At 48.6% G+C, this 17,319-nt stretch carries 16 protein-coding genes; 5 read left to right on the top strand and 11 right to left on the bottom strand.

The window, feature by feature from the left end:
• Nucleotides 1-13: 13 nt before the first annotated feature.
• Both OHJ21_RS04450 and OHJ21_RS04445 read left to right on the top strand, forming a co-directional pair.
• Nucleotides 14-931 carry an ArsR/SmtB family transcription factor gene (locus OHJ21_RS04450; protein ID WP_100536495.1) on the top strand — a complete coding sequence of 306 codons (918 nt, stop codon included), beginning with the start codon at nucleotides 14-16 and terminating at the stop codon, nucleotides 929-931.
• A gap of 16 nt (nucleotides 932-947) precedes the next feature.
• The gene (locus OHJ21_RS04445; protein ID WP_100536494.1) at nucleotides 948-1,685 is read left to right on the top strand and encodes an HAD family hydrolase; all 738 of its coding nucleotides are present in this window, start codon (nucleotides 948-950) and stop codon (nucleotides 1,683-1,685) included.
• A gap of 73 nt (nucleotides 1,686-1,758) precedes the next feature.
• On the opposite strand, the gene OHJ21_RS04440 is transcribed toward OHJ21_RS04445, so the two are convergent.
• From OHJ21_RS04440 to pdhA, 8 genes are all read right to left on the bottom strand, one after another.
• Nucleotides 1,759-4,050, bottom strand: a complete 2,292-nt coding sequence (locus tag OHJ21_RS04440) for a type IA DNA topoisomerase (protein WP_100536493.1) — start codon at nucleotides 4,048-4,050, stop codon at nucleotides 1,759-1,761.
• A 116-nt stretch (nucleotides 4,051-4,166) separates the two neighbouring features.
• Nucleotides 4,167-5,654, bottom strand: a complete 1,488-nt coding sequence (locus tag OHJ21_RS04435) for a glutamate synthase subunit beta (RefSeq protein WP_100536492.1) — start codon at nucleotides 5,652-5,654, stop codon at nucleotides 4,167-4,169.
• 342 nt (nucleotides 5,655-5,996) lie between these two features.
• Nucleotides 5,997-6,485, bottom strand: a complete 489-nt coding sequence (locus tag OHJ21_RS04430) for a dihydrofolate reductase (RefSeq protein ID WP_486019364.1) — start codon at nucleotides 6,483-6,485, stop codon at nucleotides 5,997-5,999.
• Nucleotides 6,486-6,546: 61 nt separating this feature from the next.
• Nucleotides 6,547-7,341, bottom strand: coding sequence for a thymidylate synthase (thyA, locus tag OHJ21_RS04425; RefSeq protein ID WP_486019363.1), 795 nt, complete (start codon nucleotides 7,339-7,341; stop codon nucleotides 6,547-6,549).
• Between the two features lie 145 nt (nucleotides 7,342-7,486).
• Nucleotides 7,487-8,902: a dihydrolipoyl dehydrogenase gene (lpdA, locus tag OHJ21_RS04420; protein ID WP_009589200.1), complete on the bottom strand. Its 1,416-nt coding sequence runs from the start codon at nucleotides 8,900-8,902 to the stop codon at nucleotides 7,487-7,489.
• A 3-nt stretch (nucleotides 8,903-8,905) separates the two neighbouring features.
• Entirely contained in the window at nucleotides 8,906-10,225 is a 1,320-nt protein-coding gene (locus OHJ21_RS04415; protein ID WP_326096844.1) for a dihydrolipoamide acetyltransferase family protein, read from the bottom strand.
• A 29-nt stretch (nucleotides 10,226-10,254) separates the two neighbouring features.
• A complete protein-coding gene (locus OHJ21_RS04410) occupies nucleotides 10,255-11,232 on the bottom strand; it encodes an alpha-ketoacid dehydrogenase subunit beta (protein WP_009589183.1) in 978 nt (325 codons plus the stop codon).
• A gap of 165 nt (nucleotides 11,233-11,397) precedes the next feature.
• Nucleotides 11,398-12,465 carry a pyruvate dehydrogenase (acetyl-transferring) E1 component subunit alpha gene (gene pdhA / locus OHJ21_RS04405; RefSeq protein ID WP_100539322.1) on the bottom strand — a complete coding sequence of 356 codons (1,068 nt, stop codon included), beginning with the start codon at nucleotides 12,463-12,465 and terminating at the stop codon, nucleotides 11,398-11,400.
• Between the two features lie 256 nt (nucleotides 12,466-12,721).
• Between pdhA and OHJ21_RS04400 the strand changes: the two genes are divergently transcribed.
• Nucleotides 12,722-13,450, top strand: a complete 729-nt coding sequence (locus OHJ21_RS04400; RefSeq protein WP_100536487.1) for an alpha/beta hydrolase — start codon at nucleotides 12,722-12,724, stop codon at nucleotides 13,448-13,450.
• 300 nt (nucleotides 13,451-13,750) lie between these two features.
• On the opposite strand, the gene OHJ21_RS04395 is transcribed toward OHJ21_RS04400, so the two are convergent.
• Both OHJ21_RS04395 and OHJ21_RS04390 read right to left on the bottom strand, forming a co-directional pair.
• The gene (locus OHJ21_RS04395) at nucleotides 13,751-14,215 is read right to left on the bottom strand and encodes a low molecular weight protein-tyrosine-phosphatase (RefSeq protein ID WP_100536486.1); all 465 of its coding nucleotides are present in this window, start codon (nucleotides 14,213-14,215) and stop codon (nucleotides 13,751-13,753) included.
• Nucleotides 14,216-14,295: 80 nt separating this feature from the next.
• On the bottom strand, nucleotides 14,296-14,943 hold the full coding sequence (locus OHJ21_RS04390) for a trimeric intracellular cation channel family protein (protein ID WP_100539321.1): 648 nt from the start codon (nucleotides 14,941-14,943) through the stop codon (nucleotides 14,296-14,298).
• A 136-nt stretch (nucleotides 14,944-15,079) separates the two neighbouring features.
• On the opposite strand from OHJ21_RS04390, the gene OHJ21_RS04385 reads away from it, so the two are divergent.
• Both OHJ21_RS04385 and OHJ21_RS04380 read left to right on the top strand, forming a co-directional pair.
• Nucleotides 15,080-15,724: a thiamine diphosphokinase gene (locus OHJ21_RS04385; RefSeq protein WP_486019362.1), complete on the top strand. Its 645-nt coding sequence runs from the start codon at nucleotides 15,080-15,082 to the stop codon at nucleotides 15,722-15,724.
• A 268-nt stretch (nucleotides 15,725-15,992) separates the two neighbouring features.
• A complete protein-coding gene (locus tag OHJ21_RS04380; RefSeq protein ID WP_100536484.1) occupies nucleotides 15,993-16,487 on the top strand; it encodes a C40 family peptidase in 495 nt (164 codons plus the stop codon).
• Between the two features lie 48 nt (nucleotides 16,488-16,535).
• Here the strand turns inward: OHJ21_RS04380 and OHJ21_RS04375 are convergent, their stop codons facing one another.
• Complete coding sequence (locus tag OHJ21_RS04375; RefSeq protein WP_394056667.1) at nucleotides 16,536-17,258, bottom strand: response regulator transcription factor; 723 nt, start codon at nucleotides 17,256-17,258, stop codon at nucleotides 16,536-16,538.
• Between the last annotated feature and the right edge of the window lie 61 nt (nucleotides 17,259-17,319).

Below are 17,319 nucleotides of genomic sequence, written 5' to 3'. Positions count from 1 at the left end.
AGGGTATCCGTTAATGAAATATAAAGTTAGTATCGATGTCTCTATGGTGTACGAGCTGCTAGGCAGCTTCATGATATATGCAACAAGGAAATGGACCGATAATCTGGATATCGGAAAACAGCTGATAACGGAGATGGACGAGCGTTTACCTCAGCCTGTTCGTGTCCAGTTCAGTCGAGCCCGTTCATGGCCACTCGGAGATTATGATGTGTTATACGCTTTGATCATGCTTCGGGGAGAACACCTTGAAATCCCGGATTTTCTGAACTGGATCGAATCTTCCGCCGTGGAAGAGCTGCATGACCTGCTTCAGCCTCACTTGCCGTCTCTCTCACTGGATGAAACATCTAGAATTCGAGAAAACTATACACCGCTGATGAAGCTTTGGCACGAGCACTACTTCTCGGAAGTGGAGCCTGACCTGTACCAGCTTCTGGAAGAAGATGCCGAAGAGAAACGAATGCTCCTTCCGAAAATGGACGACGAAAACTTGATCGAATATGCCTCAAGCGGGGTTATACTGGATGACGTGCCTCAGGAGAACGTAGTCTTATTCCCGGGCACGCATTTCCGGCCGATCAATACCTATTGCTTCTATGAGAACGTACTCCTGCTGCAGTATCCTATCGATATCCCGGAAGAAGAGGAAGATGAGCCGCCCGTCGTTCTCCTCCGCATGACCGAGGCTCTCGCGGACCCTGAACGCCTGCGTCTCCTGCGATATATTGCAGATGAGCCGAAGGCCGTGTCCGAAATGGCGTCCGAGTTGGGTCAGCCTTATGAGGAATTGATGCACCACTTGATGATATTGAGGGCGGCAGGCTTGCTGCGCTCCCATCTGAAGTCCGAGAATAACGAAAGATTCAGCCTGCGGCCGGATGGGGCTGCCGAGCTTCAGATGTTCCTGGAGACTTACATTCGACTTTCATAGCAAGAAGGAGTGAACCATGAGTAAAACATCGCAGCATATTATCTTCGACATGGATGACACATTAGTACATTGCAACAAATATTTCAATCTGATCCTCGGTGATTATTTCGAGTGGATGACCGAATGGTTTCAACATGTTGGCTTGACTACTGAAGAAGTCCGGACCAAGCAAATGGAGATCGACGTAGCCGGCATCGATAAGCTGGGATTTGCAAGTGCGAACTTTCCCCAGTCCCTTATCGATACGTATCATTATTTCGGCCGCATTCACGGAAGAGAAAGCTCGCGCAAGGAAGAGAAGCTTCTCTACGAGTTAGGACTCAGTGTGTATGAGCAGGAAATCGAAGCCTACCCCGGCATGGTCGAGACGCTCGAGAAGCTTCAGGAGGATGGACATTGCCTCCACCTCTATACAGGGGGCGAGACCAGAATTCAGAAACGTAAAATCGAACAGATGAAGCTGGCCGATTACTTCAAAGACCGTATCTACATTCGCCAGCATAAAAACATTTCGGCATTGGAAGAAATCCTCACGATGGGGACATTCTCCCGTTCCGATACGTGGATGATCGGCAACTCGCTTCGCACGGATGTCATTCCGGCGCTGACGGCTGGCATCAACAGCATCTATATCAAACAACAGCGCGAATGGCAGTATAACCTGGTCGAGCTGAAGCAAGAGCCGCATAATGTGTTATATACCGTTTCGGCGCTGACCGAAGTGCCCGAGGTTATTGAAGAGCATTTGGATTAATCAAAATAAACCGAGCCGGAATCAAGGAGCAACTCCCTGATGGGCTCGGTTTTTTATTTAACACTGTGCCGTCTCACGATTTCACGGCTTCACTCGAGTCCTCTGCCTGAACAGCAAGCTTTCCGTTCCCTTCAACAGCTAGGACAATCCTGCCTTTATACGTGCTGCCGTCCTCGTTTTTAAAGGATAATACCTGGGTCTTGCCTTGAAGCAGCAAGGATTTCAGCATCGCATGCGAAACTTGTTTACCGGCAAATTCCTTCCAGATGACATAACTGCAGCCGGTTTTGAAATTGGCGCAGCCATAACCTTTGCGACCTTCAATAATATGCCCTTCACATCCGGGTCTAGGGCATCGGCCTAACGAAGAGCGTACGGACGACGCTTCGCTTGAAGTAGAGGCATCTGATTTCGGAGTCCGCTTAGCCGCCCCCTTTTCCTTGTCACGCGAGGTTGCGGCAGCTTTTCCCGCACTTCGCTTCCCTCTGCCTTTGGACTTGTCCTCATCCCCGCCGAATAATGACGAAGGCGCCGGTCGCTGCGAGGATACCTTATTGATGATCGAAATGGTAAACTTCTGCACGTTTTGCATGAACACGTCTGCGGAAGCCTCGCCCTTGGATATTTGGTGAAGGCGACGTTCCCATTGACCCGTCATCTCAGGCGAAGCGAGTAATTCTACGCCTGCATGCCGGATCAACTCCACCGCCGTCCTTCCTTTTTGGGTAACGGTGATTCTTTTGCCCTGCATCGTAATATATCCGACCTTCTTCAAGCGCTCGATGGTCGCTGCCCGGGTTGCCGGCGTTCCCAGCCCGCTGTCTTTCATCGCATCCCGAAGAGCTTCATCCTCAATGGATTTTCCGGCACTCTCCATCGCCTTCAGCAAGGTTCCTTCCGTATAACTCTTGGGCGGTTGGGTTGCCTTTTCTTTCACTTCGGATTTTTTGCAATGTACCGGCTTATCGGGAAACAGATCAAAGGAACGGTCGTTCCATTCCTGGGTCTCCTCTTCCTCGTCCTCTTTCCCCTTCTTGGAAGATTTGGCTTTCTTCTGCTCTTTGTCCTGGACAATCAGCACCTTCCAGCCAAGCGATAGCAGTTCCTTGATTCCCGTCTTGAACGTTTCCCCCTCTACCTCGGTGAGCACCGTATGCTGCTTATACATCGCCGGCGGGTAGAAATGCGACAAGAACCGGATGATGACCAGATCGTAAATATGCTGCTCTTCCTTGCTGAGTGTGCCCGGACGCTTCAACGTCGGCAAGATGGCATGGTGATCCTCCACCCGCTGCGGATTACATACCGCTTTATTGTTAATGTGCACCCGGCTAGGATCTGCTCCTTCAGCCATCGAAGCATAGGAGGTTGATTTCAACATATGAAGTGCCTTGTGCATGCCTTCGATATTCTGTTCATTCACATAATTGGAGTTGGTACGCGGATATGAGATCACCTTATGACGCTCATACAACGCTTGCGCAAGATCCAGCGTTTTTTTGGCAGAGTATCCGTATTTGGCATTGGCTTCACGTTGAAGAAGGGTCAAATCATACAATTTGAACGGATATTCTTTCGTTTCTTTGACCTCATATTTGGTGATAACCCCATTCTTCCCATGAACCTTAGATGCAATCGCCTCTGCTTTCTCCTGTGATGTCAGCCGCTCTCCCTGCCATGTTCCGTTATACTCCAGCTGCTCTTGTTTAAACACGGCCTTCACATCGTAAAACGTTTGCGATTCGAAGGCTTCGATTTCCTTCTGTCGATCATAGATTAGAGCCAGAACCGGCGTCTGGACCCGCCCAACCGATAGTAATGTCTGATGACGGGTTGTAAAGGCACGCGACGCATTCATGCCGATCAACCAATCGGCTTCACTGCGTGCGCGCGCAGCTTGCGTTAAATTCTCGAATTCAACCCCATCCTTCAGCTCCGCGAAGCCACGGGCGATGCTTTCCGCCGTTAAATCCGAAATCCATAGTCTTTTTACAGGCTGTTTCAATTTTAATTGCTGTTGGATCAGAGCGAAAATATATTGTCCTTCTCGCCCCGCATCACATGCGTTTACGATATGGCTGCAGCGCTTGGCGACCTCTCCAATGACCTTCAGCTGATCCTTGGTTTTCGGATTCGGGATGATTTTGAATTGCTCCGGAATGATGGGCAGGTCCCGTAAATTCCAGCGTTTGTACTTCGGATCATATGCATCCGGCTCCGCTAGCCCAACCAGATGTCCGATAGCCCAAGTTATGATATATTGCTCACCTTCAAGATATGTACGGTTATTCTTGGCCCGCGGCTCGATGACCGCAGCGATGTTCCGTCCCATATCCGGCTTTTCGGCAATGACCAACGTTTTCAAATGACATTCTCCTCCCCGATGAGTAACCATGTCGCGGTGGCTAACTCCAAAAAGGACTTCGCTCTCGCGAAGTCCTTTTAACTACTATTAGTATGATAGCATATTTAGGAGAAGGATTAAACCAGTACGGTCGCACCCATTAAATATTTGTCTACCTCGCGCGCCACCTCACGGCCTTCGTTGATGGCCCATACCACGAGGCTTTGTCCGCGGCGCATATCTCCGGCGGCAAATACTTTATCCACATTGGTCGTATATTTGCCGTACGGCGCTTTTACATTGGAACGGCGATCCGTTTCAAGTCCAAGCTGCTCGACCAGCGTATGCTCCGGTCCATCAAAACCGATAGCGATGAACGCCATTTGAGCAGGAAATACTTTTTCCGTACCCGGAATCGGTTGATACACTTTACGGCCGGTTTCATCTACAATACGCTCGATTTGAACGGTATGAAGTTCTTTCAGATTGCCCTCTTCATCCCCGACAAATTTCGTCGTCATAATGGAGAATTCGCGTGGATCGTTGCCAAACAGTGCTTTCGCTTCCTCATGTGCGTAATCGAGCGTGTACACATTCGGGAACTGCGGCCAAGGGTTTGCAATGGGGTCACGCTGCAGCGGAGCCTGTTTATGCGTACCGAACTGGGTGACGCTGCTGCAGCCGTGACGGAGCGCTGTAGCGACGCAGTCGGAGCCGGTGTCGCCGCCGCCGATGACAATGACGTCTTTATCTTTTGCCGACAAGTAGTTGCCGTCTTCAAGACCGGAATCCAGCAGACTCTTGATGGTTCCGTTCAAATAATCCATTGCATAGTGAATGCCCTTGAGGTCACTGCCCTCAATATTGAATTCACGCGGCTTTGTAGCACCGCCGCACAGGACAACGGCATCATAGTCTTCCATCAGCTGCTTGGCGGGAATGTCCTTGCCGATCTCGGTGCTGACAACGAATTCGACGCCTTCAGCCGCGAGCAGATCTACACGGCGCTGAACAATACCCTTGTCCAGCTTCATGGATGGAATCCCGTAAGTCAACAGGCCGCCGATCCGGTCGGCACGTTCATAGACGGTTACGGAATGGCCTGCTTTGTTCAGTTGAGCAGCTGCAGCCAGCCCTGCCGGACCGGAACCGACAACGGCTACGCGACGTCCCGTGCGCTTCTCAGGCGGCTCGGGAACAACCCAGCCTTCTTCAAAGCCCTTGTCGATGATCGCTTGCTCGATGGATTTAATCGTAACCGGCTCCCCGATCAAACCGACGGTACAGGAACCCTCACAAGGGGCAGGACATACGCGTCCGGTAAACTCAGGGAAGTTGTTTGTTTTGTGGAGACGCTCCAAAGCTTCTCTCCATAAGCCCCGATATACAAGATTGTTCCATTCCGGAATCAGATTGTGAATCGGGCAGCCCGAAGTGCCGCCGAGCATATCGATTCCTGTATGGCAGTATGGCGTACCGCAGTCCATGCAGCGTGCTCCCTGGGTCTGGAGCTCTTCTTCTTCTAAATGTTTATGAAACTCTTCCCAGTCTTTAACTCGTTCTGCCGGGCTCCGGTCTGCCGGAAGCTGGCGCTGATATTCCATAAATCCTGTTGGTGTAGACATACTGCTTTTACCCCCATCCGTTCTATCCATGCTGGTTACCATGTACAATTTATCATATCATAAATCATCCGACATCGATCTTCAGATGACCCAAGAAACAGGTTTCAGTCTGATTTATTTTTTCTATTTATGCTAAAAAATTTTTTATCAGAGCTTGAACCCCCACGATTAGCGGCTATTTAAGCAGCGATTTGTATAAACATTAAAAATATAGTAGCATTTCGCTTTTCACCTGTTAAATGGACTATATGCATGATCATTTGTATTATCCTACTATCAAAGCGTTGTCAACATGGATGGATTAGGGTATGCCTATCCCTTGTAAGCTCACCATCAAGCTCTTTATTTTCGTTCAAACGTAACAAACCGGTAGGCATACGGATTTTTCTCGTCCGTTATGCCGGGAATTTCTTCGATAATTTCCCATTCATCCCAGTTCACTTCGGGGAAGAACGTATCCCCTTCAAAAGTCTCATCAATAAACGTACAGTACAGTCGATCCGCTTTCGGAAGCATCAAATCATAAATCTGCGATCCGCCAATGACCATCAGCTCTTCGTTCTCCGCATAGGGAAGGGCTTCATCCATATCATGGATCACGATGCCCTGATCGTCCGACAGCGCGAAACTTTTGTCTCTCGTGAGCACGATGTTCTTTCGGTGAGGCAGCGGTTTGCTGCCAAAGGAATCCCAAGTCTTGCGCCCCATCAGAATGGTTTTATGCAGGGTTTTCTCCCTGAAGAAGGCCATATCCCGCGGCAAACGCCAAGGCATCGTACCGTTCAGCCCAATTACTTGATCCTTGCCCATTGCCCATATCATGGATATCATTGCACACTCACTCCTTCCTTGTACGAATGGATTTTACCGAATATGACTCACAACTTTTTATTTACACAGCTACGGTCGCTTTAATGGTTGGATGATACTGGTAACCCTCGAATTCAAAGTCTTCGAATGTATAATCAAAGATGCTCTCCGGCTTGCGCTTGATGACCAGCTTCGGCAGCTCATAAGGCTTGCGTTCAAGCTGCGTTTTGACCTGTTCCATATGATTGGAATAGATATGCACATCGCCCCCGGACCAGATGAATTCACCTGGCTCCAGGCCGCACTGCTGGGCAACCATATGAGTAAGCAGCGCATAACTCGCGATGTTGAACGGCAGTCCGAGGAAACTGTCCACAGAACGCATGGTAAGCATACAGGAGAGTTTCCCGCCCGCCACGTAGAATTGGAATACAAAATGGCACGGAGGCAGCTTCATGTTATCGATCTCTGCCACGTTCCAGGCACTGACGATATGCCGCCGGGAGTCCGGATTGTTTTTAATCGAATCGATGACATTGGCAATCTGGTCGATATGGCGTCCATCCGGCGTTTCCCAGGCTCGCCACTGCGAGCCGTAAACCGGCCCCAAATCACCGTTCTCATCCGCCCATTCGTCCCATATCCGCACGCCGTTTTCTTTTAGATACCGGATGTTTGTTTCCCCGCTTAAGAACCACAGAAGCTCATGTATTACCGATTTCAGGTGAATCCGCTTGGTTGTCATCAGAGGGAAACCTTTGGCAAGGTCAAAACGCAGTTGTCTTCCAAATACGGATAACGTTCCCGTTCCCGTGCGGTCCCCTTTCTCTACTCCATGATCAAGTATGTCTTGCAGCAGCTCCAAATATTGTTTCATGTATAGTCACCTCACTAGAATCTCATATCAACAGTCTATCATGTTCGTGGAATGTTTGGGATGCAAAAAAACAGGAGGCAGAAACCGCCTGCGCGTTCTCTGCCTCCTGGCCGAATATATAATGACTCGAAAAATACGTCTTGGATTAACGGGCAATAATGTGGATCGGATGACCCATAACCAATTCCGCAGCTTCCATTACGATTTCGCCAAGCGTCGGATGCGCATGGATGGTCAAGGCTACATCTTCAAGCGTAGCGCCCATCTCAATCGCAAGACCGAGCTCTGCAATCAGGTTGGAAGCTTCCAGACCTACGATTTGCGCTCCAAGAATAAGTCCTGTTCCTTCTTCAGCCACGATCTTCACGAAGCCTTCCGGATGGTTCAAGGATACGGAACGTCCGTTACCAGCGTAAGGGAATTTGCCAGCTTTCACTTTATGGCCTTTTTCCTTCGCTTGAGCTTCGGTGTAACCTACGCTGGAGCATTCTGGATCTGTAAACACAACCGCTGGAATACATTTGTAATCCACAACGGAAGGCATTCCGGAAATGGCCTCAGCTGCCACTTTACCTTCATAGGAAGCTTTGTGTGCAAGCGCCAGACCGGACACGATATCCCCGATTGCGAAGATATGAGGAATGCTTGTGCGTCCTTGATGGTCAACTTTCACAAATCCGCGCTCATCCATATCGAGGCCGATCAGGTCCAGACCGAGCTCTCCGTCCGTGTTGGGACGACGGCCAACTGTAACCAGCAGGTAATCTGCTGTTACTTCTTTGGTTTCGCCATTCACGGAGTATTTCACGGTAACTTCTTTATCGTTTTGCTCAGCACTTTCAGCTTTAGCACCTGTGATAATTTCGATACCGGTTTTCTTCATGTTTTTCGTAACGAGGCTTGTCATGTCTTTGTCAAAGCCAGCCAGAACGCTGTCCAGACCTTCGATGATCGTTACTTTGGAACCGAATTTGGAGTACATTTGACCAAGCTCGGCACCGATGTAGCCGCCACCGATTACGATCATGCTTTTCGGTACCTCAGGCAGGTTCAATGCTTCGGTAGAAGACAAGATGCGTCCGCCAAACGGGAATGGCTTCAGTTCGATTGGGCGGGAACCTGTAGCAATGATGCAGTTCTTGAAGCGGTAACGCGGAGATTCATGATCATTGAATACACGCGCTTCGTTTTCGTTGATGAACATGCACTCGCCGTTGAAAACTTCCACTTTGTTGCCTTTCAGCAAACCGGCAACGCCGCCAGTCATTTTTTTGACAACGCCGTTTTTGAATTCCTGCGTTTTTGCAAAATCAACGGTTACGTTCTCCACGGAAATACCGAAGGCATCGGCATGCTTAGCGGATTCAAACTGATGAGCTGCAGCGATCAAAGCTTTGGAAGGAATACAACCACGGTTCAAGCAAACACCGCCGAGTTCCGATTTATCAACGATCAGAACCTTTTGACCCAGTTGGGCGGCACGAATCGCCGCCACATATCCACCAGGACCAGCACCAATGACTAGAGTATCAATATCTAAAGAAGCATCTCCAACTACCATTAGTTACACCTCCATAACAAGCAGCTCAGGGTTAGCGAGCAGTTGTTTAATATAGTTCATAAAGTTTTGAGCCGTTGCGCCGTCGATGATACGGTGGTCAAAGCTCAAGGACAATGCCATAACAGGTGCTGCTACAATCTCGCCGTTCTTCACAACCGCTTTTTCGCTGATGCGGCCGGTACCGAGAATAGCAACCTCTGGGAAGTTGATGATTGGCGTAAAGAACATACCGCCTGCGGATCCGATGTTCGTGATGGAAATCGTACTGCCCTTCATTTCGTTAGGGGACAGTTTGCCTTCACGGCCGCGAGCAGCCAGGTCACGGATGCTGTCAGCGATCATCCAGATGCTCTTACGATCCGCATCTTTGATAACCGGTACGATCAGACCGTTGTCTGTATCTGTAGCGATACCGATGTTGTAGTATTTTTTGTACACGATTTCGTTCGCTTCTTCGTCGATCATAGCATTCAAAGCAGGGAATTGACGGCTAGCCGCAACGAGTGCTTTAACGATGAACGGCAGATACGTAACTTTCGTGCCTTTTTTCTCCGCGATCGGTTTCATGCGGGTACGGAACGCTACCAGCTCGGTTACGTCAACTTCGTCCATGATCGTAACGTGAGGAGCTGTGTAAGCCGATTTAACCATGGCGTTCGAGATCGCTTTACGGATGCCTTTGAATGGTACGCGCTCTTCTTCTGCACGAGTATCCACCGCTGCGGATGCTGCAGGAGCTGCTTTTGCTTCGGAAGCTGCTTCTTGCGCTGGAGCTGCTGCTGCTTGGCCTCCACCGTTTTTGAAGGCTTCAACATCTTCGCGAGTCACTTTACCGTTGTTGCCGGAGCCCTGCACTTGTGCAATGTCTACTCCTTGCTCGCGAGCGAATTTACGCACGCTTGGCGTAGCCAGAACTTCACGGTTAGGTGCTGCTGGTGCAGCTGCTCCACCGTTTCCGCCTTGTTTAGCGTCAGCCGGAGCATCTTGAGCCGGAGAAGAAGTTGTATCCGCGCTGCCTTTCGCTGCGTCAGCTTCTTGAGCCGATTGCTCTTCAGCAGGAGCTTCCTGCTCAGGAATGTCGCCTTCAGCATCGATGATAGCAACCACTTCACCGACACGGCACACTTGACCATCCTTGGCAAAAACTTCTTGAACCGTACCGTTCACGGGACAAGGAACTTCTACGACTGCCTTGTCGTTCTGTACTTCCATGATGATGTCGTCGTCTGTTACTTTGTCGCCCGGCTTGATATGCATTTTGATGATTTCACCTTCATGCAGACCTTCACCCAGCTCTGGAAAACGATATTCAAATTTTGCCAACTGAAAAACCTCCCTAGAAATTGCTGCTATTAGAAATTCAATACTTTATTGACGGCATCCACGATACGTGCCGGAGTAGGCAACCAAGTGTCCTCGATTTGCGCGAATGGATACACAGTGTCCGGTGGAGTCACGCGAAGCACTGGAGCTTCCAAGTGCAGAATCGCTTTCTCATTGATTTGAGCGATAACTTCTGCAGCTACGCCGGCAGATTTTTGCGCTTCTTGAACCACGATAGCACGGTTGGTTTTCTTAACCGAAGCAAGCACGGTATCGATGTCGATTGGAGAAATGGTGCGCAAGTCGATGATTTCCGCTTTGATTCCGTTCTTCTCAAGTTCGTCCGCCGCTTTCGTTGCGGTATGAACCATCAGGCCGTAAGCGATAATCGTAACGTCGGTTCCTTCGCGAACCACGTTAGCTTTGCCAAGCTCGACGGTGTAATCACCTTCAGGAACTTCAGCGCGGAACGCATGATACAGGTTCAAGTGCTCCATAAAGAACACAGGATCATTATCGCGAATCGCTGCGATCATGAGTCCTTTTGCATCATAAGGATTGGAAGGTACTACAACTTTAATACCCGGGGTTTGCGTGATCAAACCTTCGAGTGCATCGGTATGCAGCTCAGCCGCTTTAACCCCGCCGCCGAATGGCGTACGGAATACGATTGGGGAGTTGTATCGTCCACCGGAACGGTAACGCATACGCGCTGCTTGAACAACGATTTGGTCAAGAGCTTCAAAGATAAATCCAACGAATTGAATTTCAGCGATCGGACGGAAGCCTTGAATACCGAGACCTACTGCCAAACCGCCGATAGCGGACTCAGCCAGCGGCGTATCGAATACGCGCTCTTCCCCGAATTCTTTTTGAAGGCCTTCCGTTACCCGGAAAACACCGCCGACATTACCCACGTCTTCACCGAAGATGACAACGTTAGGGTCACGGCTCAATTCAACGCGCATGGCGTCGCGAATCGCTTCTTTCATGTTCATTTGTGCCATTGCTTCATTTCCTCCTTAAGAAATACAGTTCACTAAAATTCCAGTGTTACGCCTTGCGGCTATATATCGATGTCAAAACGTTATTCAAAAACAGACCTGTTGCAGCCATGACAAAACCGGATGATTATCCAGGATCAACCTTTGACAATCATCGGCCCGTCATTTTTATTGGAAATCAGCTTTTTGCTCTTCCAGATGCTTCGGCGTTTGCTCGAACATGCTGTCGATCAAACCAGGTACCGTCATTTTTTCCGTTTGCTCTGCTTTTTTAATTTGCTCGTTGACTTTCGCTTTCGCTTCTTCTTTCACGCGAGCTGTATCTTCCTCTGTCCAGAGGCCTTTTGCTTCCAAGTACTTCGCAAGACGTGCGATCGGATCCTTCTCGTTCCACTCGCCCTCTTCTTCCTTCGTACGATATTTCGTAGCGTCGTCAGACAGGGAATGCGGACGGAAACGATATGTCACGGCTTCGATAAGCGTTGCGCCTTCGCCGTTGCGGCCGCGTTCTGCAGCATCACGAACCGCTTTGATTACCGCGAGAACGTCCATGCCGTCAACTTTAACGCCCTTGATACCGGCTGCTACAGCTTTATGTGCGATAGACAATGCTGCAGTCTGCTTGGAGAATGGAGTTGTGATTGCATAGCCGTTGTTTTGCACGAAGAAGATGACCGGCAGTTTGTACACGCCTGCATAGTTCAAGCCTTCGTAGAAGTCGCCTTCGGAAGAGCCGCCGTCACCGGTATACGTAATAACCACTTGTTTTTGCTTCTTCAATTTGTAACCCATAGCGATACCCATGGCATGCAAGATTTGCGCGCCAATGATAATCTGAGGCATCAATACGTTAACACCCTCCGGAATTTGTCCGCCATGCTGATGTCCGCGGGAATAGAGGAATGCTTGATAAAGCGGAAGTCCATGCCATACGATTTGCGGCATATCACGGTAGCCCGGGCAAACAAAGTCGTCTTTTTCAAGCGCGAATTCGCTACCTACCATCGTTGCTTCTTGACCGGATACAGGAGCATAGAAACCGAGACGTCCTTGGCGGCCGAGATTTACGGCACGGTCGTCCCAAGTGCGGGTAAATACCATACGGTACATAATTTCTTTCAGTTGATCGTCTGACAATTCAGGCAGAAGATCTTTGTTTACGATTTTGCCATCCGGGGAAAGTACAGATAGAGTATCGACTTCCTCGGTATATACTTCATAAGGAACCTTGGTCATTTTTTTCACCTCAATAAATATTTGAATATCAAGTTCCGCTGTTATAGAATTATTATACACCTGTTTTACTCCATTCGTCAAAGAAATAGCAGATAAAATTTCATATTTCTTAACGTTTGTATGTATAACAGTTAATGAACAATACTATAACAGTATGACAAACATCATAGAACAGCAGCCAACTTCAACATGTCAGGGTAATTTTAACTTATTGTTTACCGCATTTCAAAAACTAACCCGAAAAAGGTGACGAATGATGACGAATGAACGTTTATTGAAGCGAACCATCGTAAAAGAAGTAATTGAAAGCCAGTTTCTGCAGGAGAATCGAACGCTGCGCATTTACCTTCCTCCCGGATACAATGAAATTCTCAGCTATCCCGTTGTTTACTGTCAGGATGGAGAGGAATTTTTCAATTTTGGCCGCATTGCGACTTGGGCCAATCAGCTCATTCTCGAAGAAGGCGTGGAGCCGTTTATCATTGTAGGCGTGGAAGTGAACACCAAAGTTCGCACCGAGGAATACGCGCCATTCGGCAACCGTTTCGACGCTTATCTGTCCTGCTTCGCCGAAGAGATTATTCCCTTCGTAGAACAAAAATATCCTGTGCGCAAAGAGCCTGCCGAAAGAGTACTCGCCGGCGACTCCCTTGGCGGAAGTGTCTCCGTGCATCTGGCCTTGCGTTACCCGCATCTCTTCACCCGAATCATCAGCTTGTCCGGCGCCTTCTATGAGAAGTCCCAGCATATGATCAGGGAAGAACCGGATTTGTCCTGGCTCGACATCTATATGATTGTAGGCTTGCAAGAAGACAACTATGCAACCGATACAGGTGTCTATAACTTCGTTGAATTGAATCGTGCAACAAAGGCATTGCTGGAAGAACGGGGTGCCACAATATCTTATCTTGAAAAAGACGGCCGCCACCTTTGGGGCTTCTGGCAAAAAGAGCTCCCTGCTGCTCTTATGTACTTCCTGGGCTAATCGATTGATTGGCAAAATCCATTGGCTATTTAAATGACCTGTTACAGCAAAATTCTTTGCCTGTCCCACCCGGACCTTACGCGTTACGCTTGAAAGCAGTTGGCAAAAAAAGAATACCCGTGAAGCAAAGTAAGCGCAAGCTATATGCCCTTTGCTTCACTTCAAAAAAAGATGAACAACCGCGCATTTTTTATGGAATGTGCATTGTTCATCTTTTATGTTCAGCAGCCCGTTCTTCTTGGTATCGCTTTCAATTATTTTCGTCAAAAAAGCGGTTGACTCACCGCTTGTTCGAATCGATTATAGCTTTTCTTTCATGATTTTGTCCAGTAAGATGTCACACCCCGCATCAATAAGACGGTACACTTCATCAAAATTTCCAGTGAAATACGGATCCGGCACCTCGCGCAGCTTTTCATCCGGCAGCAAATCCATAAACTTCAGAATCGCGGCATGGTCGCCTCCCGCTAGCTTGCGCAAATTCGCCACATTCGAATCATCCATGCCGATGACGTAATCGAACTTGACGAGGTCCTGGCTTTCCACTTTGCGAGCGACCATACCTTCGTAGCTGATTTGCCAGCTGTCCAGCAGCTTCCGGGTTCCTTCATGGGGAACGTTTCCGATATGCCAATCTCCTGTGCCGGCTGAATCCACGCTTATCTTATCCTGCAGTCCACGCTGTACAATTTTATGTCGCAGCACCGCTTCCGCCATCGGCGATCGGCAAATATTGCCCAAACATACAAACAAAACGGATACCATGGTCCTCTCTCCTTCACGCTATTCTTAATCGTCATTTCACGAAAAATTTCATACTCATGAATGACGTTGCCTACCTTCCATTATCCCGAACTGACTTTTTTTCCATTGGCTGCCGCAGGATGGCCCTCGTGCAGCGACCTTCTAGGCAACCTCCATTTATAAAGCACGGACAGCATCCGGAACACGATCACCACAACAAACAAAGTAAGCAGTTCCCATGTCTTGGTGGCTACACCAAGGCCGATGGCGACTCCTGCTATCATGGCCCAAACCGCATAGATCTCATCACGCAGCACCAGCGGTTTCCGTCCAGCCAATAAATCACGGACCATCCCCCCGCCGCTTCCGGTAAGCACGGCAGCCACAATCACCGCGCTCATGGGGTGATTCATTTGCGTAGCATATAAAGCCCCTTGAATTGCAAAGGCAGATAATCCGATCGCATCGAACAGAGCCTCCGTTTTCTTCCAGTGCTGGATCAAACCGAGCGGCAGCACAAACGCTACAAATACCGAAATCATCGCGAGCATGATTAAATCGCCCTGTCCCCACAGGGTGGTAACCGGCACGCCGATGAGTACGTTTCTTATAATACCCCCGCCGAAGGCTGTGACTAGACCCAGAACCACAACCCCCAAAATATCGTATTCCTCTTCCATAGCTACAAAAGCTCCGGACATGGCAAACGCAATGGTGCCAATGATACTGAATACGTCAAACACATGCATGTCCAAAATTCAGTTCCCCCGCTCCCCCGTCAATTTACATACTACATTGTAGCCGTGCCTATTAAAATTGTGCAAGCATGAAAACTGCTCTATACTAGAATACAATGACAATTCTCTCGAAAAAGGAGGAATTTATATGAACCATACTCGCGTCCTGATCTTTACAGGTGGGGAGTTGTCACCACGATTCCTGGATGAGGTTCAAAACGGGGACTTCATTATAGGGGCTGATCGCGGAGCCCTCTACCTGATTGAACATGGAATCAAACCGGACCTGTCCGTTGGAGATTTCGACTCCATTTCGCCAGACCAAATGGATCGAGTACGATCCATGAGCGGCAAGGTGATTGACTGTGATCCCATCGATAAAAATTTAACCGACACCGAGCTTGCCTTCGAACTGGCACTGGAGCATTCCCCCGGATCCATCATGATTCTGGGAGCTACGGGCACGCGCCTGGATCACACGCTGGCTAATATCCACATGCTGATTCGTGGACTCCAGCATCATATCCCGTGTTCTATATTAGATGAGAACAATTTTATTACCCTGACAGGCTCCAGCTGCATTGTCGAGAACAAAGGGTTTACATATGTCTCCCTCCTGCCGTTGACTACGGAAGTTACCGGGATCCATCTCGAAGGATTCGAGTACCCGCTCCACGATGCCACTTTGCGATTAGGGCAGTCTCTTGGTGTTAGCAATAAGCTGGCCGAGGACAAAGGGACGGTCCGGATCGAAGGCGGTCTGCTCCTTATTATTCAGAGCAAGGATCACTAATCGTTACTATTTTGTCATCTTTGGTACGGTCATGTTAACAATCAAATTCATCGTTAAAAACCCTTGTATATCAAGGGTTTTTTCTCGTTTTCAACTCATCGTCCGTACCCATTTCTTAATATTTTGTAACTTTTAATCATATTTTAATAATCCGCTTTCATTTCATGCGGCCCAAGGGTTTGCGCCGATTAACCAAAATATAGTCGGTTTCAAATCTGATATACTCGGTTCATCGCAAAAAACAAAACTGCTTGGAGGTAATAACAACATGAATCGACAGCATTGGATTAAGAAGGCCGTAGTAATCAGCTTGAGCGCAACTTTGGGTGTAGGAGCAGTTCTTACTGTTGCACCACCGGCTCCTGTAGAAGCAGCATCGGTAAGCACAGGAACTCGAGTCGTTAACTTCGGTAAACAATATATGGGAACACCTTATAAATTCGGAGCATCCACATCCACTACAAGAGTATTTGATTGCTCTTCCTTTATGAAGCATATCTTCAAAAAATACGGTGTGAATCTGCCTCGTACATCTGCTGCACAATCCAAAGTGGGTAAAGCGGTATCGAAATCGAACCTGAAAGCCGGCGATTTGGTATTCTTCTCGAGCGGAAGCCGTGCAAATGGCCGAAACGTGACTCACGTTGCCGTATATATGGGTAACAACAAAATTTTGCACACTTACGGCAAGCCTGGCGTAACAATCTCCAGTCTGTCCGGCAACTGGAGCAAAACTTACCTGAAAGCTCGTCGCGTACTGTAGTTTAATCACTCCATTGTTACTATGGAATTATATCAAAGACCGTCTTCCTCACGGAAGGCGGTCTTTTTTGCTTGCAGCATTGATTTCTTCCTGCGATAGCAGTTTATATCCGGTCCCCCGAATCGTACGCAGCAGCTTTTGTTTGCGCCCTCTATCGATTTTCTCTCTCAAATGAAGAATATAGACATCTACCACGTTGGTGCCCGTATGAAAATCGTAATCCCATACCTGTTTTAATATATCCTCACGCGTGCATACCTGGCCCTGCCTTCTAGCCAAAAACAGCAGCAGATCATATTCGCGATGAGTCAGCTCGATCGCTTCCTCTGCTCGGGATACATTCCGGCTCAGAGGATCAATCACCAGATCTCCGATTCGGATGACTTCCTCCTGTTCCATGCGACCCGTCTGAAATAGTTTCAGAAAATTGGCAATACGCGCCAAAAGCTCCCTTGTATCTCTGTCATTAGGGATATAGTCATGGGCACCTGCCTCCAATGCCTGAATGGCTTCATCAGAACCGTCATTTCCGATGACGATGATCGGGACCTGTTCCCTTTTGCCTGTCAACCGCTCCACGAGATTGAATTCGCTCATGCCCGGCAATCTGCTGTCGATAAGCAGCAGGTCTGGGCCTGAGCGCTGCAAAACGGCGACTACCTCCGAATAATTCATGGCATGTTTAACCTTATAACCCGCTTGTTCTAAAAGCTCCATAACGGTCTGGACCCGATCTTGATTGTCTGCCGCGATCAAAATTACTTTCTCCACGGGTTCCCCCCCGCTTTCAACGCTTAATAATGTAAGTATGTCTGATTCATCCTGTTTTCAC

Source organism: Virgibacillus sp. LDC1 (assembly GCF_025792345.1).
Lineage (GTDB): Bacteria > Bacillota > Bacilli > Paenibacillales > Paenibacillaceae > Paenibacillus_AQ > Paenibacillus_AQ lautus.
The sequence above is the reverse complement of the archived record's forward strand: the minus strand, read 5'-3'. Positions and strand labels throughout refer to the sequence as shown.